Source organism: Micromonospora sp. NPDC005324 (assembly GCF_040607155.1).
Taxonomy (GTDB): domain Bacteria; phylum Actinomycetota; class Actinomycetes; order Mycobacteriales; family Micromonosporaceae; genus Micromonospora; species Micromonospora trifolii.
Genome location: NZ_JBEXGE010000026.1, coordinates 24903 through 43743, shown reverse-complemented (window position 1 = coordinate 43743; position 18841 = coordinate 24903). Strand labels below are relative to the sequence as shown.

Sequence of the window (18841 nt, the reverse complement as noted above, 5' to 3'; positions counted from 1 at the left end):
CGAGGGAACGGCGCAGCCCGAACCGAGCAGTCGCATCAGGGCGGTCTCAGCCGTTGACCACTGGATCCAACAAAGGGCTGGGTGCACCGTGCCAAGTGATGGCTAGTACGTCTCGGGCACGGGTCGCGGCGACGAAGAGCAGCGACCGGGCCTTGCGTTGCTCGAGCTCATACCTCTGCGGTTCGGACCGGCGGTAGCGCTCGATGTAGGGACGTGGGATCGCACCCTTGCGCACCCCGATGATTGCCAGCCGCTGGTACTCAAGACCCTTGAACCGGTGCATAGTCCCCACGTGAATCTCTCCGTCGCCGCGCGGTCCGTCTTTGGTGAGCTCGGCGCAGGTCAGGCCGCCCTGTGTCTCCAGGTACTCGATGACCTGGGTCAGCTGTTCGTGATCCGCGACCGCGACCGCGACGTGGCCGGACGGGTCTTGGCGGGCGCCACTGTTGTCGGTCGAGATTTCGTCGCACCATCCCTGTAGCAGGGTGCCGACGCCGGCCAGTTCGTCCGGCCAGTTCTGATATCCGATGAAGGTCGGTGTGGGGCCATGCAGGACAGACCGGTATCCGGAGAGGTTCTCGATGCCGTCGTCGAGATCGTCGTAGACGGTTTTGTTGCCCTCGGCGATCCGGAGGGCGTGTTCCAGGATCTCGCGGGTGGTGCGGTAGCTGAGTGTCAACCGACGTGAGCGGCCCCGAATGTTGATGCCCAGAGCACCCAGGGAGACCTGGTGGTCATAGATCCGCTGGTGGGTGTCGCCGGCGATGAAGAGGTCATTCGGGCCTGGCTCAACCATGGCGCGCAACATCTTCCAGTGAGCGGCGCGCAGGTCTTGGGCTTCGTCTACTACGACGTGCCGGTAGCGGTACGCGGGAGGCCGAGAGCCGGAGCTGTCATCAGCCGTCGGAGGTGAGTTCCGGTACCGCACTGCTGCGGCAGCGTGTTCGATCTCGAAGCGGGCGGCGCGTTCGGCGGCCTGGCCCCAGGTCTCGGCGCCGAGCTTGTCGAGGCGAGCGGCGAACTGCTCGATGAGCTTCCAGATCTGGCTGCGTTCTGGGCGGGTGAGTGCGCGGCCACGCCCGCCGCGCCGCGCGCTGAAGTAGTCCGACCGGCTTCTCAGCGCCTGGCCGAGAATAACCTGCTCCCATTCGTCGAGGAGAAAGTCGGCCTCCCAGCGCTGTTCGTCGAGTTCGAGGAGGAGATGCCGCATTTCGGTCATAGCCGCCTGATCGCTGATGCGCTTGCGGCGGTTGCGCTGGTCGGTGTTCTCGCCGATGACGCGGGCGGCGAGCTGGTCGATGTGCATGACGTCGACCCTCGCTAACAGCTCCGGTTTGCTTATCAGAGAAGTGAGGCGGAGCCGCAGGTCGGCGGCGAGGTTGGCGGTGAAGGTTGTGAGCAGGATCTGCGCACCGTCCTCGGTCAACTGCTCGGCGAGATGCTTGACCCGGTGCAGCGCGACGACGGTCTTGCCGGTGCCCGGACCGCCGGACACCCGGGCCGGACCGGTGTATTCACGCCGAGCGGTCTTGGCCTGGGTCGGGTGCAAGTAGTGTTTCCAGCTACGGAAACTGCCCTCGTCCAGGGCCGCCTGCACGTCGTCGTCGATCGACGAGACATTGGTACGGCTGACGGCGGTGGAGATGTCGGCGAGGTCCGGCAAGGTTGGCAGTTTGACCGGCCGGGTCACCTCTTCGAGCACTGAGTCGATGCTCATTCCTGCCGCGAGTCCGTAGAGCACGTCCTTGGTCAGCAGTGGTGCACCCGAGACGAGTCGGTCCAGTTCCTCGTCATTGGTGACAGCCAAGGCCAAGTCGATGAGCTGCTCGGCAACGCCGAGGTCGCGGAGCTGGTCGGTGGTGTAAGCGCCGAGTAGGGGCGGCCGGTCTGGGACCTGATCGGGCTCTGGGCTGGGAGCCGGCGTCGGAGCTACATCATCGGGCTCGGCCGGGGTGAGCGTGATCCCTGCACGACGCAGGGAGCTGTCGCCCATCACTGCGAGGTCGACGAACTCGAGCTCTCCGGTGACTCGGTTGACCGCGACCTGGAGTTCGTCGTACACGTCCTTGCGGTGCCGGACCGCGATGATCAGCCAGTGCTGGCGGCCACGCTCGTCGGTCTCGACCGGGATGAGTAGCGCCCGGTACGACTGGTTGATCTTGGCGCGGTGGATGCGAGAGTCGCCCTTAAGCTTCTTCAGGTCCAAGCCAGGCTGGTCCGGGTTTTTTCGAAACCGGTGGCAGAAGTCGTAGAACAGTCCCTTAACCGTCCGGTCGAGCTTGTAAAGCTCTTCCTCGGCCTTGTAGTGCAGGCTGAGTCGCGCGGTCATGACTCGGAGTCTTCCATGTCGGGCAGCAGGTCTTCGAGTTCGTCGAGGTGTTGAAGCCACTCGGCCGCGGTTCGCATCGTCCAGCCTTCCTCGGCGTATGCCTCGTCCCGGTGCCGTGCGTCGGTGTCATCACCGTGCAGGGCCACTACTGCGATCTTGAAGTTCGGCAGGAGCCAGGCGAAGTCGACCTGCCAGCGGCCGGCGCCGAGTTCGTAGCCGAACACGGGTGCGCGTTTACCCCGGTCGGCCAGCCTGCGGGCGAGAATACCGAGGTCACCGCCGTGTTCCAGCTCATCGTCGAGGATTTGCAGAATCTCGTCGTCCCACTGCTGGTCCCGCGGTCCGGACGTCGCCGCAGCGCGTTCGTCGAAGCTGGCCGTCGGCTTCGGCGGCGGGCCGTTCAGCGAGTCGAGTTCACCGACGCCGCCGCAGACGGCGAGGGTGTCGAGGTCGAGTTCGGCGGCGGTGCTGTAGGCGAGCTGGACTCCGTCACCGCCGGCGTACGCGAGGAACTGGGTGAGGTTGGTCCAGTAGAGCCACGAGCGCCAGCGCCGCCAGTGGCCATCGCCGGTGAGTGCGGCGTCACGGTCGTCGAGAGCCGCGAGCGCCGTCCAGCGCGGGTGGTCCGGATCGTTGGCGTCGAGGGTGACGATGATCGGCAGCCCGCACTGATCGTGCGCCCGAAAAGCGTGCAGCGTGGCGTCCGGGTCCCCGACAGGCGGGGGCTGTTCGGGCTGGCCAGCGGTGATCCCGTTGAGTTCGGCGCGGAGCGTCCGGGCCAGTTCCCGGCGATCGGTCGTCGCCGTTAGTAGAGCGGTTCCTGGCTCGGCCAGCAGCCCGGTCACCATGGCACCCGCCGCTGACGCCCACCGTCGCTCGTCGGGGTCTCGCAGGTAGGCGATCAGGGAGTTCACCGGGTTGGTGTAGATCATGCCGGTCAGCTGGGCCCGGTTGCCGTCGAACTCCTCGAAGGCATCTTTGGCCTGCTCCTGCGCCGTTCCTGAGTACGGCGGCCAGACCGGCCGGGTGGAGGTCGGCCGCTGCTCAAACAGCTCAATGTCGGACCAGGTGACCTGGAAGACGCGGTGGCCCTCGGCGCGCAGGGCGGTCCGCTGCCGGGCGTCCGACGCGATGCGGTTGTGCTCAGGGGTGGCGTGGAACCGGAAGCCCTCCAGGTAGACGGTGACACTCTGGCTGGGACCGTCTACCCGGTTGAAGGTGAAGTCGGTCCTGGTCCGGCGCAGTTGCTGCTGGGCAGTCATCCGCCAGTGGACTAGGTCGGTGCCGCGGGCAAAGCGCAGGTGCCCGCTGGCGTGGCCGTCCTCGTCGAGCGATACGTCGTCGGTAACCGACACCCAGCCGCGCAGCAGGTCGAGGAAGCGCTGTTCGAGGTCGGATTCGAGCTGGCCGTCCAGTCCGATCTTCCGGGTGTTGGCGACCGGTTCGGTCTTCCACCCGTCGTCGTCGAAGAGCAGTGAGCTGATCATCCGGAGCGCGGTGTTGCGGGAGACAAGGTCCTGCTGCGGTTCAGGGGTGTACCGGTGCAGGCAGCGATGGCAGGCCCGGCGCTGCTCGTCCTTGCACTTACAGCCGAGCAGCGCGGTGTGTGCCTTCAAGAGCACCTTCTGGAAGTCTTCGGCCTTAGTGAGCCGGTCCAGGTAGCCGGTGCCTCCTGGGAGCCGGTCGTAGAGGACCAGGAACCAGCGGCGTTCTCCGCTCGCCTGGTCCGGCATAGAGGCGACGGTGGTGTCCAGGTGCTGCGGGTCGCCGCCGAAGTGCAGGTCCACGCCCATCCGCAGCGCGGCCCGGAAGGAGTGCACCCGGGTGTCGACGTCGGCAGCCGCGGCCGGAAGCAGGATGCGCAGCGCCTCTGTCCGCAACTGGTGGGCGAGCAGGACCTTCTCCTGCGTGATGTTGTCCGGCTTGCCCCGGCGCAGCGGGCACCACGGGCGGTGATTCTTCAGCTGCGGGTTACGCGCCTGGGAGGAGGTGAGAGCGTCCGATTCGAGATTGAAAACCGGCTGGCCGTCCGCGCTCGTTGCCCCACATCCCGTGCAGACGTGGAACGGATTGATCCGTACGGTGTGCCCGGCGAAGTCGTCCCGCGGCGGCGCGTCATAGCGGGCCGGCCCGACGTTGATGCGCCGGATCATCGCGCGCCGGCAGTAGTCGACGCCGAACGTCTGGTGGGTGTGCCGCCACGAACCGGGGGCGATCTCGTCGTCGGGGAAGTCGACCGCGTCGACGACCGTGTAGAAGCGACGGTCGCGTTCGTCCTTATCGTCCCGGATCCGGGCGTCTTCCCGCAGGTCACGCGAAGTCACGGTCGACGGTTCGACGACCTGGAAGAGGCAGCCGTCGTCGGCGATGTAGGTGCTGTCGCAGCGGGGGCAGGCAGACCGGTCGTGCACAGCGTCTTCTGTGCGGATGTATCCGCAGCCCGGGCAGACGCGCCAGTGATGCCACTCGGGCCGGCCAGACGTGATGATGTCGATGCCGGTGATCTGGTGGCGGTAGCCGTTGACGTAGAAGGTGTTGCCGGGGGCGAACTCCTCCAGGGCGTATCGGCGGGGCCGCTGGTAGCTCACCGGCTTCGACTTGTAGCGGGGCGTCTTGCCGTCCTTCGGGCTCACACCGTCCGGCCCGTACAGCGTGGCGTTGAGTGTGGTGACCGTATCGACCAGGGCGTAGTTGGGCAGCAGGCCAAGATCGCACAACGCACCCTGCGCCGTGGTGTTCCCGAGGTCCATCAGCCGTTTGCCGAGCGCCCGTCGCTCGGCATCCAGCATCGCCTTCTCGTCCGCCTCGTCAGGGTCGGAGTCGTGCAGCTCGTCGTACGCCTCGCTGATCGTCCGGATCCGGGCCCGCAACCCTTCGTCCTGGCGCCGCCACTCCCGCTCGGCTTCCTCCAGCGCCGCCCGCAGGCCGTGTGACGCGTACTCGATAAGATCGTTACGTGCATCTTCGGTGACACCGCGTGGCAACAGGTCAGCGCCGTCGTCGCGGGGAAACAGCCGGAGGAAACCCTCCACGAGTTCGGCAGCTTGGGTGACGGCGACCTCGATCAGGTCGACGAGATACCCGGACAGTCCGAACAGCGCGTTCACCCGGTCCGGCAGCGCCCGCAGTACAACGCCGTCAGCGCGGGCAAGGCGTCCGGCCGCGGCCAGGTCGAGAAGGTGGGCGAGGTACTGCCGGCGCAGGATTTCCACCGCGGACAGGTAACAGCCCGGCGGCACGATCGTCCCGGCGATGAGTTCCTTCGGCTGATCCAGGAAGTACAGGTCACGCCGAGAGCGGTCGGCGATGGTCAGCAGGAACGCGTTGCCGGTACGCCGTCCGGCACGTCCGGTCTGCTGGGCATAGCCCGCTGGTCGGCGAGGCAGCGCGGCGAGTACCACGGCGGAGAGGTCCCCGATGTCGATACCCATCTCCAGCGTCGGGGTACAGGACAGGACGTTCGGGTTCTTGAACGCCACTACGCCCGTCTCGTCGGGCTTGCGGCCCTGCTTGAACGCCTGCTCGACCCGTTCCCGCTGCTGCCGGGTGAGCATGCCGGTGTGTTCGGCGGTGTTCACCTGATAGGTGCCCGCCTGCCGGTAGAGCCGGCGGTAGTAGTCCTGGGTGTAGTCACGGTCACGCTGGTGGCGCCCGAGTTCCATCGGCCGGTTGCCTGCGATTAAGCGGCCGGTGCGGCACCGATAGGCCGGGCACCGCTGGCCGTGCCACTGGTCGAGCAGCGTCGGATGCACCGTCTGCTCCCAGAAACAGACCGGGCAACGTACGAAAGCCTCCCGCACCTGGCTGTCGTCCAGCAGCAGGGCTTCGATGTTGCCTGGTTGCAGGCCGTAGATGCGGGCGGAGGAATCATTCGGGGTACGAACGGACAGCAGCCCAGCCGATGTCAGCTCGGGCAGCAGCCGGTACCAGAACTCCGGGATGACCTCCCGCGACAGGCCGAGGGTGCGGCCCGTCCACCGCTCATACCAGGACAGCCGGCCGGAGGCCACGTCGAAGTCACTGCCGTTCTTCGGCGCCGCGAGCAAGAACTTCGGCGCCGCGACCCGGTTCGGGAACGCTCGCATGCCCTGCGGACGCTGTCCCCAGATGAAGTACCGGCTCGTCCCGGCCTCGTCGATGTACTTGCTCAGCCACTTGTGCGAGACAGCGCCGCGGCTGCGAAGCCGTTCCAGAAATACCCGGACGAAACCCAGGTAGGTGGCGTCGTCGGCCTCCATGATCGGCAGGCCATCCCGGCCCAGATCGAGGTGGACCTCCTTGACCATCGCCGTGACGGCGGCCGGATCGGCGAGGTGGATGTGCGCCGCCGCGGTGCGGGTGAGCTCCAGCGTGCGGCCGTTGCGGGAGCGGAACCCGAACTCCATCAGCGTCTCGAACGCCAGCCGCTGCCCGATCAACTGCCAGGTTGCGATATCGCCACCACGCCCACGGCCGGACAGCAGGCGGTCGACACCGAGCAGGCCATGCAGATCCGGAGGTACGACCGCAGCGAGGGTCTGCGGATCGGTCGTCGCAGACACCACGTCGGCGATCAGGTCGTTCAGAGCGGTGGCGGACTCCTGGCGCAGGTGCGCGGCGAGCAACGCCCGCAGCGAGAAGGTGTACGACCGGTTCGCCACGAAACCGGCCCGGTGCGCCGCGTCCTGGACCGAGTCGTTGAACATGAGGGTCTTGTCCTCGAACGCCTCCTTGTCCAGCTCGCCAGCGGTGAACATCTGCGTGATAGCCGCCGCGGCCAGAGCGGCCGCACCGGTGCCGAGGAAGCGGATGGCGTTGCGCTCACCGCACGCCGGGCACCAGTCCTCCGCCGCGGCCGTGTTGGCCGTCGAACCAAGGTTGACCAGCAGGAACGTCGAGTCCCGTGCGGTCAGCGCGGGTTGCCCTTCGTCGTTGTAGTCGGAGCCGGGGTCCGGTAGCCGCAGCCGCTGCCGGACGGCGTCCAGCACCATCAGCGTCCCGCCAGGGCCCTGTGCCGCCGACGGTGCTCCGACACGCTGGCCGGCGTCGCGCATCGTGTTGCGGCCGGCGCCCTCGGCGGCCTCCCGGTCGGTGGCCGCGATCAGGTAGCGGATCCGGACCTTGTCCTGCCCCGTCGAGGCCCGGCGGATCTTGTAGCTGTCGAACTGGACGTCCCAGTCGTCGCTCTCCGGCGAGAAGACCGCCCAGCCGGAGCGACCACACTCCCGACAGTAGACCGCCGGCAGGAACAGGTTCGCGGCCTGCCCGGCGGTCGCGGTCGTCACGGGTACTGTCACCACGCCCTGATCGGTGCCGGGATCGCGGGTCCCGGCGACGTCCCACCGGAACTCCGCCTTCGGCCACGGCAACACCCCACGCAGCAACCGGGTCACCGCCCGAGCCCACTGGTGCACCTCGACATGCACGAACGGCCGGAGCTCGCCGGGCGGAGACTGAGGATCACGGGCGTACGAGAGCAGCGCCACGAACCTGGCCAGCGCCGCGGCGGCCTTCTCCGGCTGCTTAGTGATCGCCGACGACCAGCTCTGCGCGCCGGCACGCCACATCAGCCGCAGCACGTCCGGGCCACTCTTCACATCGCCCTCAAGAGCGATGAGCAACGCCTTGGTGAATAGGTGCCGTTTGAGTCGCCTTCCGAGCTCGATCTGATCCAGATCGTCGATACCGGTCACAGCATGCGCCAGCAGCAGGAGCGCATCGTCGCCGCTGGTTGGGTCCGGCAGAGCGAGCAGCTCGTCCGGCGTCGGGGTCGGCAGGATCACGTCCTCGTCCGGTAGCTCCCCGATATCGCGCAGTGGGATGAACTCGTCGATGGTGAGGCGATCCTCACCGACGATCGCCTCAGCGGTGAACGGGGTGCCGAACACCGCTGTCGCCACCTTTAGCAGATCCTCGGTGGCGCGCTCGTCGGACGCCGAGGCGAGCGTCGCCGAGGTGGCCACCGGGCAGATCGGGCCCAGCGGGCGGCCCTCCTCGCCGGCGCCCACGACGGATGCGAGCCGGCGCAGCAGCATCGCGACGTCGGTACCCTGCGCGCCGTCGTAGGTGTGGAACTCGTCCACCACCACGTAGCGAAGGTCCGCGTCCTGCCACAGCGGCGCGTCGTCGACCCGCTGAAGGAGCAGGTCGAGCATCTTGTAGTTGGTGATCAGGATGTCTGGCGGGGTCAGCTGCATGTCCTGCCGCCGGGTGTAGACCCGTTCGTACTGGATCGCGGCCCGGTCACCGATGTAGAGACCGGCCGTCAGGGCGCCCATCTCGTCGCGGTGCCCGAGAAGCAGCTCGTTGATCCGCTGCGCCTGGTCGGTGGCGACCGCGTTCATCGGGTACAGCAGCAACGCCTTCACCCCGGACCGCCCGGCCGCCCGCTCCCGGCGACAGTGATCGAGGATCGGGTAGAGGAACGACTCCGTCTTACCGGAGCCTGTGCCCGTGGTGACCAGCGTCGGCTCCGGCACGTGACCATTCGCCGAGCTCAACCGGGCAAAGGCCCGAGCCTGATGGGCGTACGGCGTCCAGCCCTCCCGCCGCCACTCCAGATGCTGCTCCCAACCAGGCGTCGCCGTGGTGAAAGGAGTCCTGATCCGCAGGAACGGCCCACGGAACATCCCCGACGTCTCGTTGCCGAGGAATCGGTGCAGCGCCTCCCGGGCGCCCTCGTCGGCCAGCGCGTACGTGGTCGAGAGGTATTGCAACAGGCTCTCCTTCAGCCCACGCGCTTCCAGGGTCGGCCTCACTGCTTCGCCGCCTTCCGCGTGACCGGATCCCACTCACCGCGGGCAATCGCCGCATCCAATCGAGCCTGGAACACCGCGTGCGCCGCCGTCATCTCGGCTACCCGATCCGCCTTGTAGAACGGCGGGGTATAGCCCTCAGGCGGCGGAACTTTCCTGGGCTCGGACCTGTCGTTCTGGTATGCCTCAAACTGAGCCCAGGTGGCCTTTGTCTGTCGCTGACCGATTGTCCGGGCGTTACCGGCAAGCTTCCAGCCGTCTGCGTCGAACCATGTCACCGCTTCATACTTCTGCAATGCAGGAAAACGCCCGCGGTAGGCGGCGACTAAGGCGTCGGCGCTCATCCCTACCCAGACCGCGACCAGCGCGTCGACTTCAACCAGCGCGGCTCGCCGGGCGCGTTCGCTACGCAATGGTGTCTTAGGCTGCCACTTGGGTTCCACGTCGGCCAAGGCCGCCAAGCCCGGCCATTCGCAGGCCCACGTTTCGGCCGAGGGCCAATCCGGCTCGAATAGCTCCTCCCAAAGGCTGGAGTAGGCCGACGTAAGGCAGTTGAGGCGAAGTGTTCTCAGGAGGAGCGCTGAGGCGAGGGGGTGTTCAGCCGAAGGCGCCGGAAGGCTGCCTGCTCGGCCGACATCGAGGTGCTTCGTCCCCGTGATTCGAAGGAAGTAATCGAGAGGGATCGAGGACCACATCCCCGAAAGTAGTGCCGTTGTGTAGCTGTCGTTGATCCAAGCACTGCGAACACTGTGCGTATGGGCTGCGCCTGGTGGCACGATGGCATTGTAAAGACCTCGCTCAGTGTTGGAGTAGATGACTTCTCGCCATGCCACGCGAATGAAATCGGTATATGGTCGAAGAGATCTCTGCTCGAGGATGGCCTCGACCTTTCTTGGGTCGACGTCACCTTGCGGAATGTCCTCAATTTCGGCGATTAGCGACCGCGCGTCGCCCTGCGCCTTGTCGTCCGAGCGAAGACGTGCCAGTTCGGCGTGATCGATCCACTGATCATGAGCCTGGCGATACGCTTCCTCCCGCCCAAGGACTGGCACGTATTCAGTGTCAGGAACGAAATCAATGGGCAGGCAAACAATGTTTAAGCCATAGGGATCGTTGCTGTTCGCGTCGTGGCGCTTAAATGCCGAAGTGGCGAGGCCCAACTGGGTCCCTTTCAGGACGACCTCGCTCCAGCTCTTCGGCTGATACTCCCGTCCGGTATTTGGATCCACCCGGTTGTAGTCGATCAGATTTGCCTTCTTGGCTCCAGAGCTGTGAAATCCGGGGGAGATTTGTGGACTCAGCGCACTGAGGCGAATCGGATACGAGGCGAGCGCCTCGATTGCGGGGATCTCAGCGGTGCTTACAGGGAACAGCAACCGTGCTTGGTCGAGCGGCCGGCTCTCCTCGTTGAGTACCCGTCGCCAGACCGCGAGAACGTCCTTGTTCACGGTCACGACCCGGCTCCGGTGGGGTCGTTCATCGAACTCGCGATTCATGAACCGGATGCCAGGAACGTCCCCGGAACCGTCGTGATCGCCGGAGAGCCGCAGGGCGTCAGCCGACACGAGCCACGAGAGATGGGCGAACTCGATCGGCTTGGTGTAGCCGTAAATGTGGACGCCGAAATGAGCGGTGTGGCCAACCGGCTCAGGGAAGAAGCGCTGACCGGCGTTGACGAAGTCGCCGTGGATGCGGAGCCGGTGATACGCGGCGGCTCGCAGAGGCCCTTCCTTCTCGCCGGCGAAGTGGGTGTCCGGATGCAGCATGCCAGCGGTCCCTCGGCGCGACATGTGCGCCCAGATCTGGCACATGAAGGCACGGTAGAGATCCGGCTGGGTACCAGCCAGCAGCGGATACATCTGGGGTGCCCCGAGAAGCGCCACCGCCGCGCTGTTGTTGGTCAGTTCGTCAAGGACGAATGCCTTGATGTGCGGTTTCGTGAGTAGATCGCGGCGACGGCGTTCCTTGTCGGACTCGGATGGCCGGTCGGCGAGTTCGAACCAGGGCTCGTACTCGGCCATCACCGCGTCGAAGTCCCAGCGGGGCCGAACCCAGGGCGGGTTGCCGACCTGGAGGTCGAAGCCGCCTCGTTCGGCGAAGATGAGTGCGAACTCCAGCTCCCAGTGCAGGAAGCCCTGCCGGTCGGCGATGTCGCGGACGACCCGCAGCCACGGGAACCGGTCTTCCGGCGGCTTGGTGTCCATGTTCAAGAATCCGGACAGGGACTTCTCGAAATCCTTTAGCTTGTCGAGCGTGTCGTACGCGTCGAGGAAACTGTTCTGCGGGACGTCGGCGGTGCCGAGGACTGCTTCGAGGAAGTCGAGCCAGTCGTCGAGGTTCTTCAGGGGGATGACTCGACGGAGCGCCGGCGCCGAGGACTTCGGGGCCTTCGCGGGCTTCTTCTGGGGCTGCTGCGTTGCGGGTACTGGCTCGGGCTCCAGACCCCAACCAAGTTCGTCGAGGGTCGTCTGGTCGCCGTCCATGGGGAAGAGCGTCATTGGCCGCGAGATCATGCGCCGGGCAGGTGGCGCCGAGGGCGCAACCGCAGTGGATGTCGCCTGCTGCGGCAGTTCGGCTGGTGGCTCAGTGCCGGGAACCGTGGTGTCGATCAGGCTGGCCAGGCTGTCGCGTGTGATGCTGCCACGGACCTCGTACTCCTCGTCGGTGCCGTCGAGCAGCCCGGCCTGATCGGACGGCCAGAACCAGAGGGCACACCAGGCGTCCATGACCAGCTTCAGCCGCCAGTACGGGGTGTCGACTGCCTCGAAGAGGTCCCGGAGCACGTCCTCCTTGGGGGTTGATCGCTCTTGCTGGTGCAGGAAGCCGTACTCGGGTTCGTCCGTCCCAGCTCCCCAGATCGGGATTCGTCGGGCGATGTTCTGCTCGGACATGTCCATCCGCTTGACGACCGCGGCCCAGAGGAACTCGACTCGCCGGGCGGCGTCGCGGAGCCGGGTGAACTGGGACGGCTTCTCCTGCTGCGGCTGTTGGGTGCGGGTGACCAGTTTCGGGGTGCCGTCCGCCTTGAGATGTGAGGTGTTCCGCGTCGGCCGCTGGAGGATGCCCTTCTTCCAGTCCGCGAGCTTCTTGTTCTGGTCGGTAGAAAGCTGTTTTGCCTCGGTGTTGCCGGCGACAGCGGCCCAGCCCGGCGTGGGCAGGAGGAATTGATGCACCGCGTCGGCCGGCAGCGGCTGAGGGTTGCCGTCCTCATCGCGCATCGGAAGCGGAGTCGGGGCCAGGGTTCCCTTGGCCTTGAGCCACTCCTTGGCGGTGGAGCAGACGTCGTCGGCAGCGTAGATCGCGCGCCGGGCGCCGATGAGCGAGTTCCCGCGCCGCAGATGCAGGCCGAACCAAGGCGCGAGCATGCCCGGGTGCATGGTATTGAGCCACAGCGAGACCTCGGCCAGCTCGACGCCGGTCGGGTTGAGGTCGACGCCGTACGCGTTGTGCAGGGCGATGTAGGCCTTGACCCGCTGCTTCTCGGTGAGCATCTGCCCTGACGGGATGGACCGCCCCAGCTCGTCCTGTCGCCGACGCAGGTACTCCTCGGCGACCTGGTTGATAGCCTCGTTCAGGAACGCGCCGGAACCGAGCGCTGGTTCGCAGAGGCGGTACGACAGCAGCTCTGCTGCTCGGGTCTTGATCGTATTGCCGTCGGCGTCGCGTTCCTGGTCGAGCCGCTCCTTGAGCGCCAGCTCGACGGTGACCTTCGTCAGTGACTCCGGCGTGTAGTACGAGGCGGAGGTCTCACGCTCACGGCCGGACAGCCGGTAGACGAACGAGCCCTTCGCGTACTTCTTGACGCCGCGCAGGCCGTGTCGGGCGTCGGCCTCGTTGTAGCGGACCAGCGTCTCGTCCGGGTAGTCCTGCTGGCGGTGGGCGGGCACCAGCCAGGAGCCCTCGTCTGGGTTCCCTTCGCGGGCGACCTCGCAGAGTTCCTCGTCGGCGATGATGCCGGTGTAGGACATCAGGCCCTCGTAGACGGCGCCGAGCTGGTTGATGCCGAGGTTACGGTAGGAGACGAAGCCGCCGCGCTCGCCCTTTTTGCCCTGCTTCATGGTGAGCAGGCGCAGCACCTGGTGCAGGGCGGCGTTCCGGGGCCGTAGGTCGAGCCAGCGCGGATCTTCGTCCTCGTCGCTACGCGGGTCGAGGGTGCGGGTGCCGATCAGCCGGATGGCGCCCGGTTCGAGCAGGGTGCTGCGCAGCGCTTCGAACCGCAGTCCGTGATCCTCGCTGCGGCGTTCGGCCTTCTCCTTGCGGGTCGCCTCGTCATCGCCGGGGAGGTCGTCGTCGGGTTCGGTGCCGTACTGCCGGTGCCCGAAGTTGACCTTGTTGAACAGCAGGTCGAGGGACGCGTACAGATGGAAGCCGTTTCTCGACTCATCCTCGACGAGCTCTTCGTCGAGGGCGCACAGCTCCCGCAGCCGGGCCATCGAGTAGCCGCTCTCGTAGCTGCCGTCGTCGGTCGGCAGGATGCCCAGCTCGGGCCGGGTCTCGGCGTAGAGCAGGAAGAGGACCCGGTAGAGGTATCGCAGGCACTCGCGGGTCAGCTCCCGGGCGAACGGCAGCTTCGGGCTCTCGATGTCCTCCGGGCGTACGTTGTTGCCCGGCTCCGCCATGCGGAGCAGAACCTCGTTGGCGAGGATCTCGACGGAGCGTTGCAGGCCGTGCCGCAGTTCCTTGGAGACGCCGACGGCGTTGGTGCTGGAGTTCTTCAGCAGCACGTCGATACGGCGGGTCGGATCGTTGTCGCCGGGGCGCAGCATGTCGCGGCTGAACAGGGCGGCGATGGTCGACAGTTCGCCGGTCTGGGTCCGGTCGTAGCGTTCCAACGCCGTGTCGAGGTTCGCGGCAAGATAGCGCCCCTCGGCCCAGGTGCCGCGATCGGCGAGGATGATCACGCCGCCGTGCAGCAGCAGGACGAAACGCGGGTGGGTGCCGCCGGGACCGCCGATCTCGCTCTGGAACAGCCACGACGCGAGCGCGGCGCCGCTCTCGTACTTTTCTGATCCGCTGACGTGCAGGGGATGCAGCAGGCGTCCGGCACCGTTTGGGTCGAGGGCCGCGTCGGCGTTGCCTGTCCAGCCGCAGTCGATCGCAACGATCTCGTCGGTGTGCAGCGCGACGGTAACGGTGTGGTCGCGGCCGGCCCGATGCGCGACGAGTGTGACCGGTGCAGGGTCGAAGCCGAGGGCTCGCAGTACCTCCTGGTGCCACTCGGTCAGGCGTTTGCGCCACTCCGGGTTGTCGTAGGTGGCTAGACGGATCGGGCCGTCGCCGTCGGCCTCAGCCGCAGCGGCGAAGTAGCGCCGGCCGTCCTCGCCGAGGTAGCTGCCGCGCAGACCACGGATCAGCTCGCGCGGCGTACGACGGGGGTCGTTCTCGTCGCCTTCGCGCCCGGTCCATACCGCGAAGATCCCTTTCCGCAGGTCGGTGTCCAGGTCCTCGGCCAGGTAGTGCGCGGAGAGGTACTCGCCCCGGTTGGTGAGTGAGTCGTAGTCGCGGCTCATCCCTGTGTCCCCTTCACCCCGTCGGCGAGCGGTTCCAGCACTGCTAAGAGGCGCAACATCGGCGCCCCGACCGATTCCAGCGATGCCACCAGCTGAATCAGGCGCTCGGCGGTGCTGTCGACCTGCCGGTGATCCGGTCGCGGCCCGGCGAACAGCGCTTCCTGCTTCCATTTGCCGACCTTGTCCCGGTAGGGCTCCAGCGTCCGCTTGATGTCGGCACGGTAACCGCCCTCGATCTCACCGAAGTAGCGGCGCGCCTCCTCGATCGCCTCCGGCACCATCTTCGTCAGCCCGTCCAAGTCCCGCGGGACGGCGCGTGCCGGCATCCGTGGTCCGAGACCGAACTCGGCCAGCAGCTCAGGAGTAATCTCGACGGTCCTGGGGTCATTTGGCAGGCCGGTGGCCGCCATCCACTTGACGATGGTCGGCCGGCCGAGCCGGTTCGAGGCGATGCCCTGCACAAGGAAGACCGGCTCGGTCACGGCTGCAGCCAGGACCGGCGCCTCGTGCCGGCCGACCTCGACGAGCACTTTGTCGGTGAGCCAGTCCAGCACCGGATGTACGTCGGTCACGTAGGAAACCGTCGGCCACTGCGAGTCTGAACTCTCCCGCGCCGCCGTCAGCCGGGCATCGGCGAGTTCCTTGGAGAAGGTTATACGCAGACGCCCGGGAGAATTCGGCCCCGGCAGGATCTGCTGCTCCTTCAGGTACGACCTGGGCAGCGACCGCAGCCGGTAGAGCAGATCAGCTGGCGGCTCGAAGGCGATGGTGCCGTTGTCGTCGCGGTACAGCGACAGCTGGTCCTCGGGGTTGGGCCGGCAAATCTGCCGGAGACCCTCGTCGAAGTAGTCCGCGGTCGAGGTAAAGAGCGTCAACACCTCCGCTCTGAGGACTTCCTTGCGCTCCGGGACCGCGCCGACCTGACCGACGAGCTTGGCGAGGAAACCGTTCCGGCCCGCTCGGGACTTCTTGATCGACTGCTCCACGGTCCGGCCAGCGACCAGATCCTTGATCAGGCGATCTTCTTCCTCTTGCGCCCGGTATAGGCCGGTCACTGCCTCTGCCGAGCCCTCGATCTTGTGGGCCTCGGCCTCGCGGGCCAGCAGCTTCTCACCGACCAGGCGGTCGTCCAGGGTGCGTGCGGCGCCGGACTCCGGATCGGTACGCCACGGCAGGTCGCTGGTGAGCACCAAGGCCCGGAATTGCGGCGAGTGCTTCTGCCCGTAGCGGTCGATGCGGCCGTTGCGCTGCTCGATTCGGATCAGTGACCACGGCAGGTCGTAGTGGATCAGGATGTGGCACTGCTGGTGAAGGTTGACGCCCTCGGAGGCGAGGTCTCCGGTGAACAGCATCCGGACTGGGGCGTCACGCAGGCCGAACGCTTCGACGATGCGCTGTTGCTCCTCATCCGAGGTCGACTCGCGGTGCATGACCTGCACAGCGCCATTGAAAGCCGTCCAGGGTTTGCGGTCGGTGACCTCGGCGTTGGCTGGAAACCCGAGCACGGCGGGAACGGTCTGGGCCAGCCAGGTGAGCGTCGGGATGCGTTCTGAGAAGATCACGACGCGGGTGTCCGACCCCGGTCCGACGCCGAGTTCACGCAGCTGCGCCACCAGGGCGGTCAACTTTGACGCGTCGTCGTCCTGGATGTGCCCAGTCAGTTCCTGCAGCGTCAGGAGCGCTGTCCGCTCCGCAAGGCGCGCCTGATCGCCCGGCTTCTCGGCCAAGGACGTAGCGATCGTCTTCAACCGCGTCCGGATTGTCGCCAGCAACGCCCGGTGCGAGGAGAGGAACGACTTGAGCAGCTGATACGGCACCAGCTGATGGGTACTGACCGAAGTACCGCCCTCGGCCGGGATCCACCGCTCGATCAGTTCCGCGAAGACTGCGGTCTCTGCCGCGCTGGCCTGAACGTGCACTGGCGTCGACGGCCCGCGATCCGGCCAGGAACCGGTCAGCGAGTCGCGCACCTCAGGCGAGGTCTTCGTCCGGCGGATGTAGAGATGCTCAAGCTGGTCGACATCGTAGTTGCTCGGATCGGCGATCGCGGCCTCGTCCAGCATGTGGATGAGCTCGGCGAACGACTCCGCTCGGCCGTTGTGCGGCGTGGCTGACGCGAGGATCAGCGCGTCGGTCTTGCGAGCGAGCAACCGGGCCAGCTCGTTGTTCTGGGTGCCCCGGTTGACCAGGTTGTGTGACTCGTCGATGACGACTGCGTCCCAGTCGGTCTGCTCCAGGTGATGGGCGTAGGCGGCGCTCTTCAGCGTGTCCACCGAGATGATCGCCCGCTTGAAGTACGCGAACGGGTTACGTCCCGCCGGAATCTCACGCTGCACCCGCTGGATGCCGATCGAGTCCAATCGGACAAGCGGGATGGCGAACCGCGTCCACATCTCCCGCTGGAACTGCTCCAGGATGTGCTGCGGCGTCACCACGAGGATCCGCTCGCCGCGACCGCGTCGGATCAGTTCGGCCAGCAAGATGCCGATCTCCAGGGTCTTGCCCAGGCCCACCACGTCCGCGATCAGGATCCGAGGCTGCGGGTTCTTCATCGACAGCGCCAGCTCAGCCGGCCGCAGTTGGTGCACCTGCGGATGCATCAGGAACCCGTCTGCGAGCGCGAGCCCGTGCTCGGTCTGGGGCAGCGCAGACTTGCGGAATACCGCCTCCAGGAACAGCCGGGCCCGCCGGTGGTTCGCCGAGTCGTCTGCCACCAGCTTGGTCTCGCGCGGATCGAGGATACGGATGTCGTCGAGGCTCTGATAGAAGATCGCTTCCTCGCCGCGGACGAACGGCGACACCCCCGTGACCTCGATCATCCATCTGTCGCGCCTGGTGAACGTGCTCTTACGTACCAGCCACTGCTCGTCACGTACGAGTACCTGCGACCCTGGCGGGAAGCCGGCCGACACCTTGCCCTCGCCGGTTGCGGTCTCGGCCTCGATATTCACTCTTGCCCCGCTCCTCGTTCTGCTGTTCGACCGCCGTACACCCTGCTACAGGGTCGGTTGGGCCGCGTAGGCGGCTCGCAACTCCGCCGCCACCCGGCTGGACGCCGGCCGTCGCGGTGGACGCTCCCGAGGCCGAACCGGTGGCTCGGGGGCCTCGGGCTCCGCGATCTCTGGCGCCCCCGCTTCCACCGGCTCGGGAGTTGCCGGAGGCACATCGAGCGGCCCATCCGCATCCGAGCCGCCCTCAGCACTCAGCTCGTCGAGCCTTGCCTCGATCGACGGCGACGGCACTTGGCCCTCCCGCAGACTCGGATTTCGGCCGGCGGTCCTGCGGATGAGAGCCAACCGTGCGTCGGCCGGGCTGATGGAGGCGTCCGCCAGCAGTTCGGCGCAGGCGGCAGCTACATCGGGGGTCGTCGGACGTTCCTCGGCCTTGAAGGCGAGCATCTTTCGCAGGAGCGGGAGCAAGCGGGCGGGGACTCCAGTGAGATTCGGTTTGATCTCAGGGTTGGTAATCTGCCAGACGATGGCCTGCCATGACGGCCCGTCGTACGGGTAGTGTTCGGCCGCCGCGTACAGAAGAACTGTACCCAGCGCGTAGACGTCGGCCGCCGCGGTGACCCGCGGGTTCCCGCCGGCCTGCTCGGGCGGCATGCACCGCACCGAGCCGATGATCATCCCGCTGGTCGACAGGGAGTCGTGCGACGACGAAGCATCGACGAATGCCGCCAGACCGAAATCAATGATCACCGGGCCGTCTGCGCCGAGCATCACGTTCTGCGGCTTCAGGTCCCGGTGTAGGAGGCCGGCAGCGTGCACCGCCTCCAGTCCCTCCGCAACGAGCGCGCCAAGGCTCGCCACCAGAGCCACGGGCAGCACCTCGTGCTCGCGTACGTACTCCTGCAGGGTGTAACCCGGGACGTACTCCATCGCCAGCCAGGGACGGTCCGCGTAGGGGTCCGCTTCCAGGAACCGGGCGATGCGATTCGTGCCGATCACCGTCCGGGCGACGGCGGCCTCACGTTCGAACCGGGCGCGGGTGACCGGATCCAGCCGATCACTTCGGATGACCTTCACCGCCACGGGCGAGCCAGCCGGCGAGTATGCGAGGAACACCTCGCCCATACCGCCGCTGCCGAGCTTTCGACTGACCGCGTATCGGCCGATGTGAGACGGGAGTTCACTCATTCGACATTCTGCGCTTATCCGCCCATCCTGCATCCAGCCCCCACTCTGCTCAGTCTGCCGAAACGGCACACCGACTGCGAGCCACGACGCGCCCCATGACCAATCAGCGACGTCGCTGTGGCTGAAAAG

5 protein-coding genes are annotated in these 18841 nt (G+C 66.7%); all 5 read right to left on the bottom strand.

Features of this window, described 5'->3' with window-relative positions:
• Nucleotides 1–46: 46 nt before the first annotated feature.
• The 5 genes from ABZS40_RS24650 to ABZS40_RS24630 are packed head-to-tail and all read right to left on the bottom strand — an operon-like array spanning nucleotide 47 to nucleotide 18712.
• A complete protein-coding gene (locus ABZS40_RS24650; protein ID WP_354945788.1) occupies nucleotides 47–2329 on the bottom strand; it encodes a UvrD-helicase domain-containing protein in 2283 nt (760 codons plus the stop codon).
• A complete protein-coding gene (locus tag ABZS40_RS24645; RefSeq protein ID WP_354945787.1) occupies nucleotides 2326–9024 on the bottom strand; it encodes a DEAD/DEAH box helicase in 6699 nt (2232 codons plus the stop codon). Before ABZS40_RS24645 ends, ABZS40_RS24650 begins: the two co-directional genes overlap by 4 nt.
• Before the next feature lie 38 nt (nucleotides 9025–9062).
• A complete protein-coding gene (locus ABZS40_RS24640; RefSeq protein WP_354945786.1) occupies nucleotides 9063–14573 on the bottom strand; it encodes a class I SAM-dependent DNA methyltransferase in 5511 nt (1836 codons plus the stop codon).
• Nucleotides 14570–17524 carry a DEAD/DEAH box helicase gene (locus ABZS40_RS24635; RefSeq protein WP_354945785.1) on the bottom strand — a complete coding sequence of 985 codons (2955 nt, stop codon included), beginning with the start codon at nucleotides 17522–17524 and terminating at the stop codon, nucleotides 14570–14572. The genes ABZS40_RS24640 and ABZS40_RS24635 overlap by 4 nt, the downstream gene beginning before the upstream one ends.
• A 45-nt stretch (nucleotides 17525–17569) precedes the next feature.
• Nucleotides 17570–18712: a serine/threonine-protein kinase gene (locus ABZS40_RS24630; protein ID WP_354945850.1), complete on the bottom strand. Its 1143-nt coding sequence runs from the start codon at nucleotides 18710–18712 to the stop codon at nucleotides 17570–17572.
• Nucleotides 18713–18841 lie beyond the last annotated feature (129 nt).